The sequence below is a fragment of the Microcoleus vaginatus FACHB-2002 genome (assembly GCF_040004035.1).
Taxonomy (GTDB): Bacteria; Cyanobacteriota; Cyanobacteriia; order Cyanobacteriales; family Microcoleaceae; genus Microcoleus; species Microcoleus vaginatus_C.
Genome location: NZ_JAMPLN010000006.1, coordinates 155,284 through 176,686, shown reverse-complemented (window position 1 = coordinate 176,686; position 21,403 = coordinate 155,284). Strand labels below are relative to the sequence as shown.

At 46.7% G+C, this 21,403-nt stretch carries 18 protein-coding genes and 1 tRNA gene; 9 read left to right on the top strand and 10 right to left on the bottom strand.

From position 1 onward, the window contains the following. Nucleotides 1-31 precede the first annotated feature (31 nt). From NDI35_RS07830 to gshA, 6 genes are all read right to left on the bottom strand, one after another. A complete protein-coding gene (locus NDI35_RS07830; protein WP_445312229.1) occupies nucleotides 32-571 on the bottom strand; it encodes a peroxiredoxin family protein in 540 nt (179 codons plus the stop codon). 112 nt (nucleotides 572-683) lie between these two features. Then, nucleotides 684-1,283 carry a peroxiredoxin gene (locus tag NDI35_RS07825; RefSeq protein ID WP_190663488.1) on the bottom strand — a complete coding sequence of 200 codons (600 nt, stop codon included), beginning with the start codon at nucleotides 1,281-1,283 and terminating at the stop codon, nucleotides 684-686. A 126-nt stretch (nucleotides 1,284-1,409) separates the two neighbouring features. Continuing rightward, nucleotides 1,410-1,482: transfer RNA gene (locus tag NDI35_RS07820), tRNA-Met, on the bottom strand. Nucleotides 1,483-1,620: 138 nt separating this feature from the next. Beyond that, on the bottom strand, nucleotides 1,621-4,107 hold the full coding sequence (locus NDI35_RS07815; protein WP_445312228.1) for a peptidoglycan DD-metalloendopeptidase family protein: 2,487 nt from the start codon (nucleotides 4,105-4,107) through the stop codon (nucleotides 1,621-1,623). A gap of 582 nt (nucleotides 4,108-4,689) precedes the next feature. Beyond that, nucleotides 4,690-5,151: a tRNA (cytidine(34)-2'-O)-methyltransferase gene (locus tag NDI35_RS07810; RefSeq protein WP_445312227.1), complete on the bottom strand. Its 462-nt coding sequence runs from the start codon at nucleotides 5,149-5,151 to the stop codon at nucleotides 4,690-4,692. A 237-nt stretch (nucleotides 5,152-5,388) separates the two neighbouring features. After that, nucleotides 5,389-6,540, bottom strand: a complete 1,152-nt coding sequence (gene gshA / locus NDI35_RS07805; protein WP_445312226.1) for a glutamate--cysteine ligase — start codon at nucleotides 6,538-6,540, stop codon at nucleotides 5,389-5,391. 414 nt (nucleotides 6,541-6,954) lie between these two features. Between gshA and NDI35_RS07800 the strand changes: the two genes are divergently transcribed. Further along, nucleotides 6,955-7,998, top strand: coding sequence for an AI-2E family transporter (locus NDI35_RS07800; protein ID WP_445312225.1), 1,044 nt, complete (start codon nucleotides 6,955-6,957; stop codon nucleotides 7,996-7,998). A gap of 156 nt (nucleotides 7,999-8,154) precedes the next feature. Here NDI35_RS07800 and NDI35_RS07795 read toward each other — a convergent pair whose 3' ends face one another. After that, complete coding sequence (locus tag NDI35_RS07795; protein ID WP_445312224.1) at nucleotides 8,155-8,970, bottom strand: cobyrinic acid a,c-diamide synthase; 816 nt, start codon at nucleotides 8,968-8,970, stop codon at nucleotides 8,155-8,157. A gap of 533 nt (nucleotides 8,971-9,503) precedes the next feature. Here NDI35_RS07795 and NDI35_RS07790 point away from each other — a divergent pair. The 4 genes from NDI35_RS07790 to NDI35_RS07775 all read left to right on the top strand — a co-directional run bounded on the left by NDI35_RS07790 (nucleotide 9,504) and on the right by NDI35_RS07775 (nucleotide 13,303). Continuing rightward, nucleotides 9,504-9,602, top strand: a complete 99-nt coding sequence (locus NDI35_RS07790; protein ID WP_445242801.1) for a Mo-dependent nitrogenase C-terminal domain-containing protein — start codon at nucleotides 9,504-9,506, stop codon at nucleotides 9,600-9,602. Between the two features lie 240 nt (nucleotides 9,603-9,842). Next, entirely contained in the window at nucleotides 9,843-10,706 is an 864-nt protein-coding gene (locus NDI35_RS07785; RefSeq protein WP_445312223.1) for an Npun_R2479 family HD domain-containing metalloprotein, read from the top strand. A gap of 256 nt (nucleotides 10,707-10,962) precedes the next feature. Continuing rightward, on the top strand, nucleotides 10,963-11,091 hold the full coding sequence (locus NDI35_RS07780) for an Rpn/YhgA-type helix-turn-helix domain-containing protein (protein WP_445312222.1): 129 nt from the start codon (nucleotides 10,963-10,965) through the stop codon (nucleotides 11,089-11,091). Nucleotides 11,092-11,377: 286 nt separating this feature from the next. Then, nucleotides 11,378-13,303: an alpha-amylase family glycosyl hydrolase gene (locus tag NDI35_RS07775; protein ID WP_445312221.1), complete on the top strand. Its 1,926-nt coding sequence runs from the start codon at nucleotides 11,378-11,380 to the stop codon at nucleotides 13,301-13,303. Nucleotides 13,304-13,590: 287 nt separating this feature from the next. On the opposite strand, the gene NDI35_RS07770 is transcribed toward NDI35_RS07775, so the two are convergent. Together NDI35_RS07770 and NDI35_RS07765 are read right to left on the bottom strand one after the other, a co-directional pair. After that, nucleotides 13,591-13,968: a glycosyltransferase gene (locus NDI35_RS07770; RefSeq protein ID WP_445312220.1), complete on the bottom strand. Its 378-nt coding sequence runs from the start codon at nucleotides 13,966-13,968 to the stop codon at nucleotides 13,591-13,593. Between the two features lie 124 nt (nucleotides 13,969-14,092). Next, nucleotides 14,093-14,569, bottom strand: coding sequence for a hypothetical protein (locus NDI35_RS07765; RefSeq protein WP_445312219.1), 477 nt, complete (start codon nucleotides 14,567-14,569; stop codon nucleotides 14,093-14,095). Between the two features lie 506 nt (nucleotides 14,570-15,075). On the opposite strand from NDI35_RS07765, the gene NDI35_RS07760 reads away from it, so the two are divergent. From NDI35_RS07760 to NDI35_RS07745, 4 genes are all read left to right on the top strand, one after another. Next, a complete protein-coding gene (locus tag NDI35_RS07760; RefSeq protein ID WP_445312218.1) occupies nucleotides 15,076-15,936 on the top strand; it encodes a 3'(2'),5'-bisphosphate nucleotidase CysQ family protein in 861 nt (286 codons plus the stop codon). Nucleotides 15,937-16,500: 564 nt separating this feature from the next. Beyond that, nucleotides 16,501-17,181: a Crp/Fnr family transcriptional regulator gene (locus tag NDI35_RS07755; protein ID WP_333165702.1), complete on the top strand. Its 681-nt coding sequence runs from the start codon at nucleotides 16,501-16,503 to the stop codon at nucleotides 17,179-17,181. Beyond that, entirely contained in the window at nucleotides 17,178-19,079 is a 1,902-nt protein-coding gene (locus NDI35_RS07750) for a M61 family metallopeptidase (protein WP_445312217.1), read from the top strand. Before NDI35_RS07755 ends, NDI35_RS07750 begins: the two co-directional genes overlap by 4 nt. Before the next feature lie 235 nt (nucleotides 19,080-19,314). Continuing rightward, nucleotides 19,315-19,788: a tellurite resistance TerB family protein gene (locus NDI35_RS07745; RefSeq protein ID WP_445312216.1), complete on the top strand. Its 474-nt coding sequence runs from the start codon at nucleotides 19,315-19,317 to the stop codon at nucleotides 19,786-19,788. Nucleotides 19,789-20,272: 484 nt separating this feature from the next. Here the strand turns inward: NDI35_RS07745 and NDI35_RS07740 are convergent, their stop codons facing one another. Beyond that, nucleotides 20,273-20,803 carry a peptidoglycan-binding domain-containing protein gene (locus NDI35_RS07740; protein ID WP_445312215.1) on the bottom strand — a complete coding sequence of 177 codons (531 nt, stop codon included), beginning with the start codon at nucleotides 20,801-20,803 and terminating at the stop codon, nucleotides 20,273-20,275. Nucleotides 20,804-21,403: the final 600 nt, after the last annotated feature.

The window sequence follows — 21,403 nt, the reverse complement described above, 5'->3', positions numbered from 1 at the left end:
TCTATCCTGACTCATGGGCACTGCCGTGTCCCTACTTCGGCAGGGATTTCAGCAAAGTGTCCACACTAGCATTGTGGTCTATGAAAGAAAACAAATGTTTGAAGACGAGTTTTCCCTCTGCATCCAAAACAAACTGAGCGGGCAAAGGAGCACCTAAAGCCTGACCGACTTGATAAGCCCGAAAAACTTGACAGCCTGGATCAGAAAGCAGAGGCATTTTCAAGCCTAAATCTCTAACCACAATTTGGCTTTGGCGATCGTCGGTACTGGCAACCATCAATAATTCTATATTGCGATCGGCAAATTTTTCCCAGTTTTCATTCAAAGCTTTAATGTGAGGAAAACAGAAAGGGCAATATTGCTTTTCCGTAAAAATCCGCGTAAAAGCCAGAATTACCGGCTTATCGCCGCGATAATTCGACAGCCGCACCAATTTGCCATTATTAATATCCGGCAATTCAAAATCTGGCGTCATCTGCCCCAGGTTCAGAACATTAGTCGCCGGAACAGGCAATAAATTTTGGAAAAATCGCTGATTTAACAAGCCGCTAAAATTAGTAGAAGTCAGCATATTTCCTAATTGGGTAATTGCTAATTGCTAATTGTTAATTAAAAATCCGATTCAATGAATTTCCCTGCGGGTACGGACACGACACTGCCGTGTCCTTACACCTATAATGTGCTTAAACCGCAGCAAAGAATACCTTAGACTTGACAGGATCGGGAGTCATTGTCTTGTCACCGGGCTGCCAGCCGGCGGGACAAACTTCATCGGGGTGAGACTGGACGTGTTGGATAGCTTGCAGAGTACGGAGAGTTTCATCCACGTTGCGACCGAAGGCAAGATTGTTAATAGTAGAGTGTTGAATGATGCCTTCTTTGTCGATGATGAACAGACCTCTGAGGGCAACGCCTGCTTCTGGGTCGAGGACGTTGTAGTCTGAACTAATTGTTTTTTTGAGGTCAGCAACTAAGGGATAGTTGAGGTCGCCGACACCGCCTGATTTGCGGTCTGTTTGTATCCAAGCGAGGTGAGAGAATTCGCTGTCAACGGATACGCCGAGGATTTCGGTATCGATTTTCTTGAAGTCCTCGAAGCGATCGCTAAATGCTGTAATCTCAGTCGGGCACACAAAGGTGAAGTCCAAGGGGTAGAAGAACAGGACTACATACTTTTTGCCTTTATAGTCGGACAGTTTAACTGTCTTGAATTCCTGATCCACTACGGCTGTTGCTGCGAAATCGGGTGCAGCTTGACCAACCCGGAGGCATTCACTGGTCATAGATTTTGTTTCCTTTTTTACGAACTGTTACAAATATATCATACTCATAACGACTACAAGTATCTTCTCGATAAATCAAAAAAATACGCTCTCAAATTTGAGAGCGCAGTTTTTTTGATTTAATAATGGCTCAGGCGGGATTTGAACCTGCGACCTTGGGCTTATGAGTCCCCTGCGCTAACCACTGCGCCACTGAGCCAAATCTACTTCACGATTTACTATCGTAGCACGGTAAGGCTAGCTATGTCTTCTTTTCTAACAACACTATTTCTAATAACTTCCAGTAAAAGTTATGAGTTTTGATAATCATTCAAAACCCATAACTTCCGACCAGTCGTTACCGAGAAGCGCTGGACGCATCGTCGGGCAGCAAAGCCATTGGGTTGATAGCACCCTGTCCGGCGGGATGAATTTCAAAGTGCAAGTGCGGCCCGGTACTAAAGCCAGTGCTGCCCATTTCTGAAATCTGTTCCCCTTGAGCGACTCTCTGACCTTTTTGCACCAAAATTCGGCTGTTGTGGGCATAGACAGTCTCAGTGCCGTCAGGATGGGTAATTTCCACCAGATACCCGTAGCCGCCGTCGTTCCACTGAGCATAGGTAACCACCCCGTCTGATGCTGCCACAATTGGCGTGCCGATCGGCCCTGCAATATCAATTCCTTTGTGCATCCGTCCCCATCGCCAGCCATAGCCAGAAGTAAGAACGCCCTTAGAGGGCCAAATAAACCCGTTAGCCGACTGTTGTTTGCCGTTAGGCAGATAAGTATCAGGGTTCGAAAGCGGAGGCAGTTCTGGGGAAACCATGCGTCCCAAAGACGGGTTGCTTAGGGGATCGTAACCGTCGGCTCCCAAAGGAGCAGTTGCTACCACAGGTCGCTGCTGCTGCTGTTGAGCAGAGGTCGGCGTCAGGTTTATCGGTTGCAGTTCCGCTGCGCGAGCGGGGTCTAAACGCTCTTGCTGCTGCTTCTGAACCTGCTCAGACCAGGCTCTCGATGGCGGTCTGCTGATTTCATTCTGCACCGCCTCAGTATAGTCGGGGGTGTAGAGATATGGATTGACACTTGGCATATCCTCAGACGGGTTGACCGAGGGCCCGTCAGTTGGAGCCAGGGACACCGCATTGGCGCCGATAGAATTGCGCGAGGCACGATATTCCTCTCGTAGCCTGACAACTTCTGCCCTCAAGCGTTCGGAATAAGGGTTGAGAGCTTCTGCGGTGGGGAGAGCCTCCGAATTCGACTCTGGTAAAGCGCTAGTTGGATCGGCATTTGAACCCTGGGCGCTAGTATTTGCCACGAAGCTGAGCGGCTGCGGGTATTCTCCAGTAGCGATGGCGGTAGCAGTTGCACTGGCTGGCTGAGGTAGGGCACTGGTGTCAACTGCACCTGTAAATGTTGGTTCGCCTTGCAGATCCAGCTTCCGTGGATCGCTAATGGTTTGGGAAACTTGAGTCAGCGGAATGCTGTTAATTTGGGGAACCATCGGCGCTGAAATATTGTTCAGACCTTCCAAGTTCTCCAGGGGAGAGACAACAGGCACTGTGGGCGCGGGTGCTGCAACGCCAGCACCGGCTATTTCCGAGGTAGACGAGCTCGGGTTCAAAGATGCGGGAACCGAACTCCCCGCCCTGACAGATGTAGAGTTAGAGGCAGAATAAGAGGCAGCAGCCTGCACCCCTGGATTTTTAAACCCAACTTGGGGAATTTTGAGCCGTTGATTGACATTCAGCAAGTTGGGGTTGCCGAGCTTGTTGACCGAGATCAGATCTGTGGGCGATACGCCGTGACCTTTGGCGATCGCATCTACCGTATCTCCCGGACGCACGCTGTAGAGAACCTCAGCCGGCGCGGCGGTACTTCCCGCAGGGGGGACTACCACAGCCGAGGGCAAACTGGGTGTTGCCAAAGACTGTTCAATTGACTCGAATGCTCGATCATCGGGCGATGCTGCTTGACCTTCCCCGGAATTGGGAATTACAGGTGTGGCATCGAGGTCAGGAATAGTTGTCCCAGTTGCATATCCCGGGGAGGTCAGCGTCGGTGCTGACTCGGGCACAAATGCCGCAGGTGTAGATAAATTTGCTCCCCCCTCCGACCCGAACATAGTTCGACCCGATTCTGTGGTGCGGTTTTCCTGTTTTTTCAAACTGTCGATTGCCCCGTCTGCATTCGGGATTTCGATCAAACTTTGTTCCGGTACCGTCGTGACCAGCGGGGTCGCTGCGGTTGATGGCAGCGCTGTCATTGCTGCACTATCCAATGGCTCGGAGCCAGTCAGATTTAACTCTTGTTCGGGATTGACCGTCGCTGCGAGATCTAGCGAAGCCGATGTGCTATAGCCGGCGTTCTGTTGTGGTGTGGCTTCCGTCGCAGTCGGAATTCTGAGCTGTTGGCCAACTTGGAGTATGGTATCGGGTTGGATCTCGTTGGCAGTTGCTAGTGCCAACGGTTCAACTTCATAATCCCGAGAAAGCTCCCAAAGGCTTTGCCCCTCCTGCACCTTAACCGTCGCGGGTTCATAAGGTGATCCGGGCTGTTGGGCCCTGGAACCGTCAACTTGTGCCGATGTAGCGGGCCCGTTGGCCGATACTGGCTGTACTTCAGCGGTGGATTCTGATGTCGGTGCGAGCTCAGACGCGCGAGCGCTGTCTCCATTTCTCGGTAGCAGGATGCCAGAAGCACCTACCGATATTGCCAGCCCGATCGTGGCGAGAGAGCGAACTCTGCCTGTGCTGAGCGTTGTCTGTTTGGATGGTTCCGCAGAACCATCTCTGTCGATTTCACTAGCCTGAACAGGCTTAATTTGGGGATATGTTCGTTTCAAAAAAACGACCTCCTACTGAGAAGCGCTAACTGTCCTTGGAAACACTCAAGGGGATCGCATGACGCTGAGTTTAAATCAACAAGCAAAAATATTCTGATTGTTGACAGCTATCATGCTTAGGCCAGATTACCTTGCTTTTTTAATTTAGACAAGCTCAAACCGTCAGAAATTTTAAAATTCTCGGTCAAACCTGCTGCAATTAACCCCACAAGCCTTACACCGCAATAGCTGGAACGAATACATAAAATCTTCGTTCCGGTAAGGCTCTGAACTCTTACCTATTATCTGACTTTATGCTAATTTCCGGACAGGCTACAACCGTATATTTACTAGATATAGTGTTCAAACCCAAGCTGGTGCTCGCTGACGCCCTAAATCGCTAAAATCCTCCGTTTTTGTTGCTGAATCATCTGGTGAGTAATTTGGTGTTGCTGATAACAATCTGTTTTTGAATGAATAAAATATATTAATGTCGGCTATCTAGATTTTCCCCCCTTTGATACAAATTTCTTATATTAAAATGGAGATTTTGCCACCTCCGGCAGCTATTAAATATCTATATATTTATGTGTTGATAATGATTTATCCCAGCTCGCCCAACTGTCGTTTAGCCTCAAATAAACCCACAGCGGCGCTGACGGAGAGGTTCAAACTCCTGACTCCAGGCTGGCTCATCGGAATAAAAACTGTGGCGTCGCAGGCATCCAAGACGAATTGGGGAATGCCTACAGTTTCCGAGCCAAACATCAGCCAGTCGCTGGGCTGAAATTGGAATTCGGCGTAATTGCATCGCCCACCAGTGCTGAATCCGATCGATCGTCCCCCGCGCTGCTGCCGACAGGCCTGAAAAGCCGCTAAGTCTTCGTGGCAGTGGAGATTGACGTAGGGCCAGTAATCTAAGCCGGCCCGTTTCAGGTAGCGATCGCTAATTTCAAACCCCAGCGGGCCGACTAAATGCAGTTCCGTGCCTGTAGCAGCGCAAGTGCGGGCGATATTGCCAGTATTGGGGGGGATTTGCGGGTGAATCAAGACAAGTTGGGGCATGAAGCTAATTAACAGCGAAAAATACAGCTCTTGGGAAATTTATAAAACTACCCAAAGGTAGATCTACCTTATAGCTTTTATTTATAACCTTTGTGGAGCTCCATTGATTAAATATTCTGATTGGTTTTTGGGAGTCGCTCTGCAACTTTTGACCGGGAGGTTGGGGCTATTTGTATTGGCTGAGTACGCATAGCCAGGGGGCTAGTGAAACCCCCCGTTATAATAACGGCGGGTACTTCAGGCAACTAACTGGGCGCACAAGTTGTCTTCAAGCTCCCATTCTTGGTGAGCCATCCCGTGAATTCCTTGGAGAATAATACTGCGGGTGTCCGAACCGCCCTCGTGTAGCTTCAACCACTGCTGGGCCGTGTTGCCTTCCCGGAGAATCTTTTTGAGTGGCGAGAGAAAGCAACTAAAGCCGCGTTTTTTGGCTATAGGCCAGACTTCTCGGTAAATTTCCTCAATCCAATCTCGTGCCAGAATAGTTCTGCCGTCTTGCCAATGGGTGAGTTCGGCATCCAAACTTTGCCGGGATGCAGCAATTTCGTTGGCGTCTGTGAGGGCAACTAAGTCTTGGTTGCGGGTGGCGGCAGGTAAGGTAGACAGTTCTAAGGGGTCTAAGCTGGGGTCTTCCATCATCTGCCAGATGCGAGCTTCTAGTAAGGCAGTGATGGCTAACAAAGCCAGAGGATTGACTTCGAGGTCGCAAATTCTCAGTTCTAGGCGGTTGAGACAGTAGGGGCGACGATCGCCATTTGGTCGCACTGCAGACCACAAATGGCGGACGTTTTGCATAGTGCCGAGTTCTAGCTGTTCTTCAGTCCACTGAATGTAATGCTTGTGACTTTCAAACAGGGGGACGATGGCGGGAGTTTTGGGAAACAAACCCCACCGAGTGGAATGATAGCCCGTTACTTCGCCGTCGAGGAAGGGGGAAGAGGCGCTCAAGGCAAGGTATAGCGGTGCTTCGACGCGGGCGAGGCGGATGGCGCGCATCAGCATTTCTGGTTGGGAGATGCCGATGTTGATGTGAATGCTGGCGGTGACGACTTTGGTGCCGTAGGTTTGCTCGATGTAGGTGTGGTAGGGGTTGTTGGGATCGGATCTGTAAAATCGATCGCTCCCTCCGAGAGACAGGGTACTTCCCGGCAGCAAGGTATAGTCGCCCAATTGTTTGAGATACTCGCGCAGCCGGACTCGCGGCTTGACTAAGGCGCACAGCAGGCGATCGTAGCTGCACAGCGGGGCGGTCGTGTACTCCACATTGCGGCTATCAGGCTCCCGGACAAATCCCTCTAGATCGGCAACTATGCGATCGGAGAGACCGACAACCTCACCTTCGGGAGTGCCGGTATACATTTCTACTTCAAAGCCTTTTGATAGCAGCACGTTTGTTCCTCAGCTAAGTTGAGTGCTAGTTTCTAGTATCCCAAAAATTGACCGGTTCATACTATCTTCCACGAGGCAGAGTTGAAATTTTTCGCCACGGACACTGAAACCGGGTTTTTCGGCGCCGGCAAGTTTGAGCGTTTGTGTGTTAGTTGCGAGCCCGCCACGACAAATACTCCCCTCGCAAAGAGTTTCCGAGGCGGTTTTAGAGTCAAAAAGGCTGTTTGTTCGATCGCGGACGTGTTTCATGGGGCATTCGTGACGATCGAACTTATGGTGAATAGAACCCACTCCTGCCTCAGTTCGTCATCTGTTTTCTGCCTTGAGGGGGATAGCCGCAGATATATCTTGGGTGCGATTCTAAAAGATCACTCTGCAATAGTTTTGAGCTATTATTAACCCCTAAAAATCCCTGTGAAAGAGCAAGAAAGAACCCCTCCCAATTTTTGGAATATGCTAAGCAATTTAGCCTTAGTCCGGTTTTTGCTTTTATTTGCTTCTGGTTGGGCTGGACTGCAACTTTTAGCTTACTTTGAAACTGCCGTCGCGGTTTTCACCATTGCTGCACTCGTGGCTTTTTTGCTCAACTATCCGGTGCGAACTCTCCAAAGATTTTTACCGCGAAGTTTAGCTGTCGCCTTCGTTGTCTTGCTCACCATTTTAGTTTTTGGCGGTCTCACCGTCACTGTAGGCGTCACTCTTTTATCTCAAGGACAGCAATTAATTGACAGCATGACTGAATTTGTGAATGCTCTGGCGCCGCTGTCCGAGCGCATCGAAGCATTTCTGCGGGCGAGAAACCTGCAAGTTAACCTGCGAGTTATTGAGGAACAACTGCGAAATCAAGCTTTGGCTGGAGTTGTATCGAGTATTGCTTTTTTACAAGTATTTTTAACCAATTTATTGAATTTAATATTAATTTTGGTAGTGGCTTCTTTCATGTTACTTGATGGAGAGAGGCTGTGGGTGTTAGTTCTCAAATTTATACCTCGACACCTGCACAGGCGTTTAAGTGTAACAATAGAGAAAAACTTTTTAGGATTTTTTCAGGCACAAATCCTGTTAATGTTATTTTTGACAACAGCAAGTTTTTTAATTTTTCTGCTGTTAGATGTGAAATTTCCCTTAATTTTAGCCTTTATTATCGGATTGTTTGATTTAGTTCCAGGGATCGGAGCGACGCTGGGCATTAGTTTAGTTTGTTTTATTGTATTGTCTCAAAATGTGTGGCTATCTTTAAAAGTATTGGCAGCTTGCATTGTTTTGCAGCAAATTCAAGACAACTTTATTCATCCGAGACTGATGCAAAATTCGCTTAACCTCAATCCGGTAGTGGTATTTTTTGCACTGTTAGTCGGGGCGAGAGCAGCAGGACTTTTAGGTATATTTCTGGCGATTCCGCTAGCGGGAGTGATAGTTAGCTGGTTTGACATTGAAGAAATGCAAGCGGAAGGTTAATTGAGAGAGCCCTCCTACTTTATATCAAATCCGGCTGAAAAATTCAGTTTTAACGTGCCGACTCGAAGTCCCCTGATTCAAAAACTCTCCTGTTCCCAAAGCGCAACTAAAATTAAAGAGAATAAAGCAACTTAGGGTACACCTTACTGCGTCAAGTCAATGAATAAATTGCAAGTCAGTAGGAAATCTTTCTTCTTCTGGTTCTGGATCGTAAATGTAATCGCAGTCAAAACGCAAAGCTTGAGAGTGGCGGCTGATAGAAAATCCGCAATTACTCACCATTTCTGTAGTAAAAGTTGCCATGACTAACTCAATGAGCCTTCTGTAGGAAATGTTAGGTAGTTGAACGTAATAGGTGCGTCTGGCAAAAAAGATTCTCTCATCTTTCGGTAGAATTATGCCATTAATTCTGTGGGCGTGTTGAATCGGCTTGATATAGGTTTCAATAAACTGGGACTGATTTTTTTGCAGTCTCGCTAATCTTTCGTGTTGCAACCAGCTCATTTGAAACACAATTTTAATAAATTCAAAGCCCAAAATGTAGTTAAAAACATTATTACGTTCTTCTGTACTCAAGACGAAGCGGAGTGCAGATTCTAAATATTGGTCAGTTTCTCGGCGCGATTGTTGAGCTGAGTGGATATAAAATTGTTTGATGTAGCTTCTTAAATCTGATTCATTTAATTGTTTTTTGACCCGAAATCTGATTAAATACTCTTTGACTCGGTGTAGAGTATCTACATCTTCAAACATTTTTGAGACTAAACCGTCGGCTGTATAATTATCTAAAAATTCGGCTTGCAAGTCGGGAGTAGATGCACACAATATGTAGCAGAGGGACAAGACATAGCGCCGTTGGTTCCAAGGCAAACTTTGAGCCCAATCTTTAACTTCTACAGGGAGTTTTTGGATCACGGTATCTGTGTGGGGGAGTTGAGCAAGGTCGGCATATTTATGTTTTTGTTTAATCATTGCCTGAAACCTTATATTAGTAAGTATACAGAGTAGTAGATCGCAGATGATGGGAGAGGGGAGCTGCGAGGGAGGGCTGCAAGTTATTCTGTCTTATTTTATTGCCATCTATCTAAATATACATTCTGTAAGGAACGGAGCGCGTGATCTGTCTCACACTTTAGCGAGTTTTAAATCACAAAGGCTAGCTCTTCGCATCACATTTTGCGACTGTGAGTGTCACCCATAAAACTTATTCAGGTCACCGGAGCCACAGTGGCTTTCGTTGAGGATTAAGTCTGGTGATTCATAAGTTTTTGTTAGTAATGATTACTGAGATCAATCATGAACTTGACTACAAGTATTTTCCCGGAAAATCAGTGCCAAGACTTAACTTTTTGCGATCGCCTCGTGCAACCATTGCGACAGTGGCTTGATAGCATTACAGTGGGAGAGCCATCAGTAACTCAGTGGTGTGCCAACTTATACTCGCACGGTGTTGTTGTGAGAGAGATCTTCCGTTATAGGGACACCATCTTTTCTACATACCGCCTATGTGCAAGCTTAATCCTGTGTATGAGGAATTAGTGCGGTTGCGTTTTCGATCGCCCTCGTTTTTTCCTAACCTATACGGGGAAGATGTAACGCCGTAGCTAATTGAGGGGTGTCATACCTCGCTCGCCCATTGATATCAATTATTTATGGGGTCTGTCGCTCTGGTAGTTGCGAGAGCCATAATTTAAGCCATAATTGTTGATAATATCAATGGATGCCTCTCGATAGGAGTGGGTATCCATCGTGGCGCTTAAGCCAAAAATAACATCAAACGGTAGCAGCAAAAACAATAACTATAAAAATAATTTAATAATCTACGTGGGATCAGGGAAGTGAATATGTTTAACGCAACTGAACTGCTGATTAAGGCTTTTGTCAATCGCCTGATTGAAGGCTACCGCCACACTTATGGCGGGTTTAAATCTGACTATGGAGAGATTATTGCTTGGGTGGCGAGTATGGCTTTAGAAAATATTGCTAATAGCGATGCTCTTTATCACAATGTCGAACACACTATTTTAGTAACCTTGGTGGGACAAGCAATTCTGGGTGGGAAGCACATCCGCGAAGGGGGTGTTTCCTGCGAAGATTGGCTGCACTTCCACATTGCTTTGCTATGTCACGATATCGGGTATGTTAAAGGTGTTTGCAGGCAAGATAGAACAGATTTGGGACTGTATGCGACGGGAATAGGCGACCTGAAATTAACGCTGCCTCCGGGGGCGACGGATGCTAGTTTGATGAATTATCATGTCGATCGCGGAAAAATGTTTATTGACGAGCGTTTTGGCGGTCATAAATTGATTGATGCTGAGCTGGTTAAGCGTAATATTGAGCTGACTCGTTTCCCGGTTCCGACCGATGAAGATTATCAAGATACGGTAAATTATCCGGGTTTAGTTCGCGCTGCGGATTTAATTGGTCAGTTGAGCGATCCGCGATATTTGCAAAAGATTGCTGCGCTGTTTTACGAGTTTGAGGAAACTGGGCAGAATCTGATTTTGGGCTATCAGAATCCGGGGGAGTTGCGGGATGGTTATCCGAAGTTTTATTGGAATGTGGTTTATCGGTATGTGAAGGATGCGATCGGCTATTTGGAACTGACGCAGCAGGGAAAACAAGTTGTTGCTAATCTGAGCGCCAATGTGTTCCGGGTGGAGCATTCTCAGGTGTCAGAGTCTGCGGTGGCTGTAGTTAGGTAGGGTTTGTTTGGGTGGATGTCGGGCGATCGTTCTTTTTTCGGATAAGTAGGTCGCTCTAGTTAAATACTGCTGCATAGTCAGGATAGCTGAGATGTTGCACCATTCTCAATAATCCTTTCAGGGCGGGATCTCCTGCTCACCCACAAGAAAATCAACTCTTTGTCAAACCGGCTCGAAAGCCTGTGCGAGCCAGAATAGTGCAAGATGTGAGGATAAACGACTTGCACAAGGATTACAACAGGAATTGTAGCAAGTAATGCAGCAAGGAATGAGGGAAAAAGCTCTAGAAATTGCTAGGCAACTTCTCAATGTCCTTGACAATCAAACCATTAGTCTAACTACTGGTTTGAGCGTTGAAGATATCCAAAATTTGCGGGAGGAATGAAAGGAAGGGAAAAAGTGCGATCGCACAATTAGTACACCTTTTCTCGCTACTAGGATCAGCCTGGTAGCGCAGGTTTTGAGGTTCTGCCTCTTTGATTGAGAATGACGCCAAATATTAATTCTCATCCATCTAATGCTTAAGGATGAGTCTGCCCTCTCTCTAAAGGAAGATTTCATTAAACCAGTAAATTCCGTATGATGCTGTAAAAGTCAGTCAGAGGGGAAAGCTATCTCCGACTCTAGCTCCGCATAACTGACCAATCTTACAATATAAAAAAATACATCTCATGACATCAGTCACTCCCAATCAAACTTCCTCTCAATACGAAGTTAGCGAACCAGAAGACAAAATTGAGTCTCTGGTAGAAGAAGTTAAGCCAGAAAGCGAACTCGATTTAGAATTCCTCTACACCAGAGACATTGAATTCCGACAAGAAACAATTTATTTTATTGTAGTCGATCGCTTTTACGACGGCGACCCCACAAATAACGAAGGCCCCAACCCAGAACTTTACGATCCAGAAGGGAAAGATTGGGGAAAATATTGGGGCGGCGACTTGCAGGGAGTTATCGACAAACTCGACTACTTAAAAGATATGGGTGTTACCGCAGTTTGGCTGACTCCACTGTTCGAGCAAGTAGAAGCATTATTTGTCGAACAAGCTGCCATTCACGGCTACTGGACTAAAGATTTCAAGCGACTAAATCCCCGCTTCATTGCCACAGACGACAATCCTTCTATTAACCAAACACAAGAAAGTAAAGATACGGTATTTGATAAGTTAGTACACGAGTTGCACCAGCGAAACATGAAACTCGTGCTCGATATTGTTTGCAATCACAGCAACCCAGATTTTAGCGGTAAAAAAGGGGAACTCTATGACGACGGCGTAAAAATAGCTGACTTTAACGACGATGAAGATAACTGGTATCACCACTACGGCGAAGTCAAAAACTGGGAAGATGAATGGCAAGTCCAAAACTGCGAACTGTCGGGTTTAGCAACTTTCAACGAAAACAATATTGCATACCGCAATTACATTAAGTCAGCAATTAAACAATGGCTGGACAGAGGCGTTGATGCTTTGCGGGTTGATACAGTCAAGCATATGCCTATTTGGTTTTGGCAGGAATTTAATGCTGACATTTTAACACACAGACCTGATGTTTTCATTTTTGGCGAATGGATTTACAGCGACCCTAGAAACGATCGTTCTGTGGAATTTGTCAACGAGTCGGGGATGACTATTTTAGATTTTGGTCTGTGCGTGGCAATTCGAGAAGTATTGGGAAAGGGTGCGGAGGCGGGATTTCAGTTAGTCCAAGATGTCCTGAATTTGGATCACCGCTACTACGGGGCGACGGAGTTGATTACTTTTATTGACAACCACGATATGCCGAGGTTTCAGTCGTTGAATCCCGATCCAGAAATGCTGCAGTTGGCGATAGGTTTAATTATGACGACTCGCGGCATTCCCTGCATTTATTACGGCACCGAACAGTATCTGCACGATGATACAGATGGGGGAAATGACCCCTACAACCGCCCGATGATGGAAAAGTGGGATACTGATTCGCCGATTTACCGAGCTGTGCGATTACTGTCGGGATTGCGACGGCTGAATCCAGCTATTTCGATGGGGAGTCAGTGGCAAAAATATCTAACTGCTGATGTTTATTGTTACGTGCGCCGCTATCGCGATTCTGTGGTGTTTGTAGCGATGAATCGTGGCAATTCTGTTACAGTTGAAGAGGTTGATACTGAGCTGCCTGATGGAGAGCATACGGAGGTTTTATCGCGCCGCAAGTTTGAAGTTAAAGATGGGAAGCTGTACAATTTAGAGTTGGGTGCGCGGGAAGTAATGATTTTTAGCCGCGTCGGAGAGCGAGTTAAGGCGACAACTATTGTGCGGGCGCAGCTTAACAGCGTTCAAACTCAGCCTGGGGAAAGAATTGTGGTGATTGGAGATTGTCCTGAATTGGGGAATTGGGATATTAGTAAGGGTTACCCGTTGGAGTATATCAATACTAATACTTGGTTTGGGGAAATTCCTTTTAATGAAAGCGCGGGTAAGTTGATTTCTTATAAGTATGCGCTGCTACGGGAAGGACAGTCGCCACTGCGAGAAAATCTGGTTTGTCGCCGCTGGGTTTTAGTTTCGGAAGGGACTGTGAAATGGCGGGATAAGTGGGCGAGTGGACGGGAGTCTTAATAGTGTTGATTTGTGAGTTTTGGGTGAAACCGTTTTAGCCACAGAAACCGGGTTTGATGAACGAAAATACTTCCTTAAGGCTTTCGATTATCTTTTTACAACCCGGTTTATTTAGTAGGTACGTAACTGCGGTGAAATTTAATTAGTAACTGCAACTCATAATTAATTACTTTTTAAATCTGACTTAGGTAATAAATAGTTTGGCTTTTTATCTATAGCAGTAAGGTGTGCATTGTGCATTCTGCGGACGTGATTTATGGTGCGCCGAGGCGCACCCTACAGTTTTATTAAAGCGATCGCAACTTCTGGGCTAAAACATCGACATAACGTTCGCTGCTGTGCTGGTTCACAACCATTTCGTAGCCGCGCTGCGCTTGAGATTCAGCTTCTTGAGGATTTTTTAGCAGATGGACGATCGCCTCGCGCAAACCTGCTGCATCTCCGACATTTACCACTTTAGCAATATCCGGGGCCGTTAAATAATCGACGATACCTTGAGTCCGAGTAATGGCGACCGGTCGCTTGCAGGCCATGGCTTCCACCAAACCCTCCACTCCTGCAGCATATTTATTGTCCACCAAACAAACTGCAACTTCCTCTGCATCGCGGTAAAGCTGCACTAAATCTGGCCATTCATAGAATTTGCGGGACATATTTTCTGGCATAGTATCGGGGAAAGCTTTCGATAAAGCCTTGGCATGTTTAGAAAAACCGCTAATTTTTACGTCAACATCTAAGTCAGCATTTGCTGCTGCTAAGAGTCGGTAGTCGCGCTTTTCTAAACCGACGCTAACAACCGTTTGCCGCTTTTTCAGAAACGGGACCCGGTGTGAGAAATTGGGTGTCTGTATGTTCTAGAAGCACTAAAATGCGCGATTCAGGTATAGCTAAATAGCTGCGGAGGAAGTTTGTTTGAGGGCGGGCGTTGACCATGAATACGTCAATTTTGTCAGCTAAACCGAATCGTTTCAGGGCGAGGCGACCGCGCGGCAGATCGATATTGTGGAAATGTACAACAATTTTCGGGCGATCGGGCAATTGACCACACACCGCCACCACTGGAATCCCGTCCTCGCCCGTACAAAATATCACGTCGTCGCTGCTAACTTGCTTGGACAATTTGCGCGCGGCGACCCAATGTTCGGGTTTAGAAGAAATTTTCGATCGCAGCTTGTTACTCGACGATATTGCTTCGCCATTCGGGGCGGGGCATGAAGGGTGGCATTTAAGCGGTCTCTGAGGGTTCGCACGACGTGGCGAGGGCATTTGCCGAGTTTTGCATCGCGGTCAATTCCATCTAGGTCAATTATTGCGACCTAATGGCAAATCGTATTTCCAACTATTGTGCTTATAATCATCTTGGTGCTGGCACAAATTATCTAACCTCAGAAAATTCTATCCTCTGCTGTTGAAAGTGCTAGTGCGAGCTGTCACGGGATTTTAGATTTTAGACTTTAGATTTTAAAACAGATAATTCTAGTAAGCTAAGGCGCATCTAAATTTTATAGTCAAGTTTGATGAAATTATTGTGGGGTGTCTCGCCCGCCCCAAAAATAAAATTTAGATACCGGACAGCTTAGTATCTGCTTAGTGTCTAAAATTTTTTTGAGTTCGACAAATCCTGTCTGGGGCTTGTAGAGCAACGGCCCAGATGGTTAAGAAACCGGGTTTATCGGCACCTGCGCGCAAATCCTGTACTAATCAAAAACAGTGACTCGCGCCGATCGATTCCAAGGACTTAAGCTTTTATGCTGAAGTTAGCTAAAAAATTTATGTTTAACCTCATGTATATTTCTCCAGAGCAAGATCAAAAAATTCGCTACACCCTGCGCGAGTGCGGTCAAGAAGCTTACAAGCTAGCAGCCGAACCTTTTGAAGTTTCCGAGAAAGGGCCCAACGACTACGTGACGAGTATCGATCAATACCTAGACCGACAACTATCGGCAGTATTTAGCGCTTTGTTTCCTGAAGATGGCAGGATCACCGAGGAAAACGCCGCCTCCAGAGCAGCTTACGGGGCCAATTACCAGCGCCTCTGGTGCATCGATCCCCTCGACGGGACTGAAGAATTTATTCGGGGAAAACTGCACTACGCTTCGATGGTGGGGCTGCTGCTGGAAGGGGAACCGGTAGCCGGCTGGCTCTATGCCCCGGCTTTTGACCAAATGTATTTTGGGGGCAAAGATTGGGGATTGTTCCAAACTGTCGGAACCCAAGCGCCACAGCCGATCGCGCTGTGCAAACCCCCGGCTCCGACAGCGGAAAATTGTAAAATTGTACTCGGAGACAAAGACCAGAAAAACTACGCCCTGGCGATCGCCCAAAGCATCCCCGGAGCAGAATTTTACTCGCTGGGCAGCTTTGGCTTAAAAGTGATGGAAGTTATCTTCGGTCGAGCTGGTTTGTACCTGTATCTCAACGGCAGAGTTAAAGTGTGGGATACCGCCGGCCCTCTGGCTCTAGCAAAAGCAGCCGGATTGGTTTGTTGCGACTTGCAAGGTCAACCGCTGAGGTGGACTAAAGATGCGATCGAGCCGGAGACTCTTGCCCATACACAGTCAATCGCGATCGGCTGGCCGGAATACATAGAACCTCTGTTGGGCAAAGTTCAACAGGCAGTGGCAGGCTTGTAAACCCGTTTAAGATTAAAGAATCTCCCAATTTTACGTGAACCGGGCCTCTGCACCCTTATCATCAATTAAAGGAGCAACAGATTGTTTGTGTTCCCAAACATCGATCGTTCCCTAGCTGTTGGGTGTCGCCTAATCATATTTCCCACCTCCGCGAGTTTGCGTCAGGAACCTCAGCCTAAAGGCGTGAGGCTTGGAAGAGTAATCTGACAAGCCATTCTGACCAGCCTAAGTCTTAACTGACTACGTTTTTTGAGTCACGACACCGGAGAATGCGAAGCCAGTTTTCCGCTCTGTCGCTGAAGGTTAAACAGCTCTAAGGTCACTGGGGCAGTGCTTTCAGCCCAACAAGCTCACTAAACCTTGGCGAGGCTAACATCACCCCGAAAGGGAGGCTCGAAAGAGCAAAACACTATGCGTACAGGGCCGGGAAGTTTGAGGCGGTAATTGTCCCGCTGAAAGTGCAACACAAAAGCACACCGAGCCAACCAGTCCCAAGGCGGTAGTAATCAAAAAAAGACCATATAAAGCCGTCCTAGAAGGACGGGGTTTCTACCCATTTTTTTGATGAAGACAGAAGCTTTCAGTGAGCTATTCCCTCTATTTAAGGGTGCTAACCCAGAAACCTTGGGAGGGCTGCTATCAAATGCCGTCAAGCATGAGTATCCCCCGGGCCGAGCTGTGGTGATGGAGGATTCTTGGGGCAACGCGATTTACTTTGTCGTGTCTGGCTGGGTAAAAGTCCGGCGCTTGTCAAACGATCGAGCTGTATCAATGGCTATTTTAGGACGGGGTGCGTTCTTCGGCGAAATGGCAATTCTTGACGAATCTCCCCGATCGAATGACGTACTTGCTCTATCGCCGGTGCGGCTGCTGAGCGTCACAGCTCAGCGATTTATCCAAACCCTGTTTAAAGACCCGCAATTGCACCACCGGATGCTGCAACTGATGGTACGGCGGCTCCGCCAAACCAATCACCGCTATCAACTCCGAAACCGCCAGCCAGCGGTTAAACTAGCAAATACTTTAGTCGAGCTGGCAGAAAACTACGGTCAGAAAACTGCTGAGGGCAAAGAGATCTTCAATATTCCTTATGAAGACTTAGCTGATGTCACAGATATCACCCTAGATGAAACCAGCAAAATTATGGAAAAACTCGATAGTAAAGGTTGGATCAAAATCGATCCAGACCGCCAAACTATCCATTTGATCAACCTCAAGCACTTGATTAATTTGGCAAGTCAATGACTGATGTTACTTCTTTGGATACCTCGTCGGCTGCCGACAACCGTCAGGGGCAACTAACAGCACCGACAATTCAATATTCGGTGGCGATGCCCAATCCTGAATCCCACCTGTTTGAAGTAACTTTGCGCGTGCAAGGTTGGTCGGAGCCGGTTTTGGATTTAAAAATGCCTGTCTGGACTCCCGGTTCTTACTTGGTTCGAGAGTACGCCCGCCACCTGCAAGATTTTAGCTCCCATGCGGGCGATCGAGCTTTACCTTGGCGCAAGCTCAGCAAAAATCACTGGCAAATCGAGACCGATTCGGTGTCCGAGGTCACGGTACGCTACCGCATTTTTGCCAACGAACTGACAGTGCGAACCAATCATTTAGACTCGACTCACGGTTATTTCAATCCGGCGGCTTTGTGCTTTTTCTTGCCCGGTTTTGAGAGCAACTGCTACACCGTGACCGTTGTGCCACCGCAGCCCGAATGGCGCACCGTTACTACTTTGCCGGCTGTTTCCGGGGAAAATCTTACTTTCGAGGCTGCAGATTTTGACACTCTCGTAGACAGTCCTTTTGAGATTGGCTGTCACGAAGTGTACGAGTTTGAAGTGATGGGAAAACCCCACCAGCTAGTTGTTTGGGGAAAAGGCAATTTAGAACCAGATCGCACGATTCGAGACATCCAAAAAGTGATCGAAGTCGAGGCAAAAATGTTCGGCGGTTTGCCTTACGAACGCTATGTGTTCTTCCTGCATTTGTCCGGCTCTGGTTTTGGCGGTTTGGAACACAAGGAGAGCTGCACTCTCAACTATCCGCGTTTTGGTTTTCGGGCTAAGGAAAAGTACGAACGCTTTATTCAGTTGGTGGCTCACGAGTTTTTTCACCTCTGGAATGTCAAGCGCATTCGACCGAAAGCTCTGGAAGTATTTGACTACGAAAAAGAGAACTACACTCCTTCTTTATGGTTTTCTGAAGGCACGACCAGTTATTACGATTTGGTGATTCCTTTTCGAGCTGGTATCTACAGCGTGAAAGGTTATTTCCAAAGTATGGCTAAGGAAATCACTCGCTTGCAGACGACTCCGGGGCGGAGCGTGCAGCCGGTCAGCGAGTCGAGCTGGGATGCTTGGATTAAACTTTATCGCAGGGATGCTAACAGCGACAACTCGCAGATTTCCTATTATTTGAAAGGGGAAGTTGTGTCGTTTTTGCTCGATTTGTTGATTCGCGCCAGACACGGCAATTCGCGATCGCTCGACGATGTGATGCGTTTGATGTGGCAGCAGTTTGGCAATGCTAATTCGGCCCAAAACGGCGATTTTGACCTGAAGTCGGAAACAGACGGCAAACCGGCGCATTTGACCTCAAACGGACACTTAAATTCTCCTTCGCTGCCAGCAGAAATAGGCTTTACTCCCGAAGAGTTGCAAAGTGCGATCGAGTCTGTCGCCGGCATTGATTTGAGCGACTTTTTTGCGCGCTATATAGACGGTACAGAAGAGTTGCCTTACAACAAGTATCTGGAACCTTTCGGGCTAGAACTCATCGCAAGTGAAACTAGCGAAATACCTCGCATCGGTTGGACGTTGGGAACGGAAAACGGGCGAGAAATGGTTAAATTTGTCGAAGTAGGATCTCCGGCACAATTGGCCGGAATTGATGCGGGAGACGAGTTGCTGGCGATCGAAGGTTTTCGGGTAAATTCAGAACAAGCGGGTGAGAGGCTTAAAGATTATCAGCCAGGGGACACAATAGAGGTGACGGTTTTTCACCAAGACGAACTGCGGACTTGTCCTGTTACTCTGGCCGCGCCGCGCCCGACGCGTTACTCGATCGTGCCCGTGGAACAGCCCACCGCTATTCAGAAACAAAACTTTACTGGATGGCTGGGAGTTCCTCTATCAAAATTGTGACATAAAGGAAGGGGAACCGGGAAGAAAAGACAAGAAGGAATCAGGCTCAATTCCCAATTCCCAATTCCCAATTCCCAATTCCGCTAGCATCCTCCTGGTAAAATTGAATCACCAGTCAATACTCAAATATCATTCAGTTTTTCGACAGACAGTTAACAGTCAACAGTCAACAGTCAACAGTCAACAATAATTCCGGTTGCACCGGAATTAATATTCCCTATTACCAATTTTGATTATGCAAACCCCACCTCCTCCATCAATTACGCCCCGCCAAATGAATCTGCTGAGAATAGTTGCTTCTATGGCCTGGGCTGACGGCGAACTCGCGACAGAAGAAGTTAATTTAATGCTCGATCGCTTTTGTCGTTTGTTTGCCCCTGATACCGACGGACAACAAATGCAACAAGAACTGCGGGATTACGTCATGCAAAATATCCCCCTTGACGAGTTGATTGGCCAACTAGAAACTCAAGATGAAAAGGAATTAGTCTTGCAACTCGGCTATGAAGTGATTTCATCTAGTTCTCGCACTCCCGACGAACCAAAAATTAACGCTGAAGAAGCCGCAGCTTATCAAAAATTAGTGCGGTTGCTGAATCTTTCAGAGGATGTGGTCAAGCGTATTGAAGCTGAATCATCGGCAGCAGATACTTCGGAGGGAATTATAGAGAAGATGGCTCAAAAATTAGAAAAGTTCATCAAAGGCTAGTTCGTGACTTGCGCGCGCTTGGCTTAAAAACCCGGTTGATTCCTAGATTTCTCGTTACTCAACCTGGAATTTTTTGTATAAACCGGGAATAAGCCCTCCATGCCTAAGTCTTGTTAGGTAAGTATCGGAATAATAAATTTATGAGTGCAACTATTTACAACTAAAGCTGAAGGGAAAAAAACCGGATTGTGACTCCCAATTTCCCAAGATATACTAACAAAAAAACACGGAAAAGTTGAGAATATTTTTCATCGCCGAGAACGGTAACAGAATTTGCGATCGCCCTTCCCGTTCGCTGCCTTACCCTTAACGATAATTAGGGATTTAAGCTTTGCCTAAATCCCTAATTGAGCTACCGATTTTTTGCCATCACTGAAAGTGATATCGTTTCCGGTTGCATCAGAATAATAAAATCGAGTCAACAGTCAAGAGTCAACAATCATTTCGCTCGTACAACCGGAATAGATATTAATCCAACCAGTCATTAGTGCGGTAACTTGCTGAGGGCGTGCCAAGTTCTATAGCCGACAATTCCATCTTGCGGTAAAGCCATGCTAATTTGTAATTGTCGCACTGCTACATCTGTCATCGGCCCGAATAATCCGTCAATGAATCCGAAATAGTATCCATTGATTTTCAAGACATTCTGAACAATTTTAACAGCATTACCAGAACTGCCCTTCATGACGATCGGCATATTCACAGGTGCACCAGAGTATAGTGCTTCCCAAGTGAGAGGGCCGACAATCCCATCTTCTTTTAAAAAGACGCGGTGTTGATAACCTTTGACCGCGTTTTGAACTTGCACACCGAAGATAGCGTCCATCGGGCCGAAATAATATGCCCAATGATATAGAAGTTGTTGTAGTTCCTTGACAGCTTGACCTGTTGAACCCATTTGTAAAGTTGGTTTGTTTACTCCCGTGGTTTCAGCAAATGCAAGACTTGATTGAGCAGTAGTATCGGCGACGAGAGCCATAGTTTCATTGTTCAAGCTTCTTTCTTCGGTGTACATAATGTGGTTCCTCTCAATATTTAAGTTTTGGTCTTTGATATTTCAGGTATAACTGGTGGGATTTGTGGATGCACAGTCACTTTTTGGAGTGTCACTCATGTGAGTGTCACTCGTTTGAGTTACCTGTTGGTTTGTCGTAAGGAATGCAAGTTGTCATATGTTTATAAGGACTTCCGTTGTCAATAAAAACCAAGGGGTAAGGTGGGCGGTGCTAGCCCTGTCAAGGCATTTGCTGAGCTTGGTTGAGAAGCCGGGCAGTTGATACATGGGGGTGACGTGAATCGCTTGGGAGGAGGATCTTTTTTCTTTTTGGAAGCGCGAGGTTGTTTGAAGAATCTTTTTAAATGTACCCGCGCAGCCAAATCTAATAAAATTTCTGGGAGCTGTTGTCGATCGCCATCGGCAAAAATACTCCTATTTTCAGCGGTAACCGCAATCATTATCGCCCGCTAGGTGCTTTTAAAGTTATCCTGGCTTGACTGTTGCTAAGACTAACTCGAACAACGAGCGATCGCTTAGCATGACTGTCAGCACATAGACAAACCTCGCTCCCTAATCTTAATTCAGGGTCGAGGATGACCAGTAATTTAACTGGTAGTG